This window comes from Cupriavidus phytohabitans (assembly GCF_017815025.1).
Classification (GTDB): Bacteria; Pseudomonadota; Gammaproteobacteria; order Burkholderiales; family Burkholderiaceae; genus Cupriavidus.
This window is the reverse complement of the sequence record NZ_JAGIQB010000297.1, coordinates 1-275: the sequence shown is the minus strand read 5'-3', so window position 1 is coordinate 275 and position 275 is coordinate 1. Positions and strand designations below refer to the sequence as shown.

Genomic DNA, 275 nt, shown 5'->3' with positions numbered 1-275 from the left:
CCAACCGCGCGCCGCGATCTTGTTCAGCTACCGTTCCCTGGCGGTAGTCCGAGGAACGTCGCTGCCTCTTGCATGGCGCTCTCGGCCAGTTCGCGGGCCCCCTCGCCCCCGCCAGGCGTCATTAAGCCGACCAGCGCTGCGTAGAGCAGGTGGACCATGTCAACGGCACAATGGTACTGTTCTTCGGTTCTCATGCTTATTTCCCTAGGGAATCGCTGATCAATGAGGTTTGCGGTTGATGTTGCGAAAGCCGTGGTCTTCGGCTTTCGCAATAC

General features: G+C 59.6%; 1 protein-coding gene. It reads right to left on the bottom strand.

Features of this window, described 5'->3' with window-relative positions; translation table 11 throughout:
* Positions 1-23: 23 nt before the first annotated feature.
* Positions 24-275, bottom strand: a 252-nt coding sequence (locus J8I34_RS34550) for a hypothetical protein (protein WP_209808664.1), incomplete at its 5' end; no start/stop codon positions are given.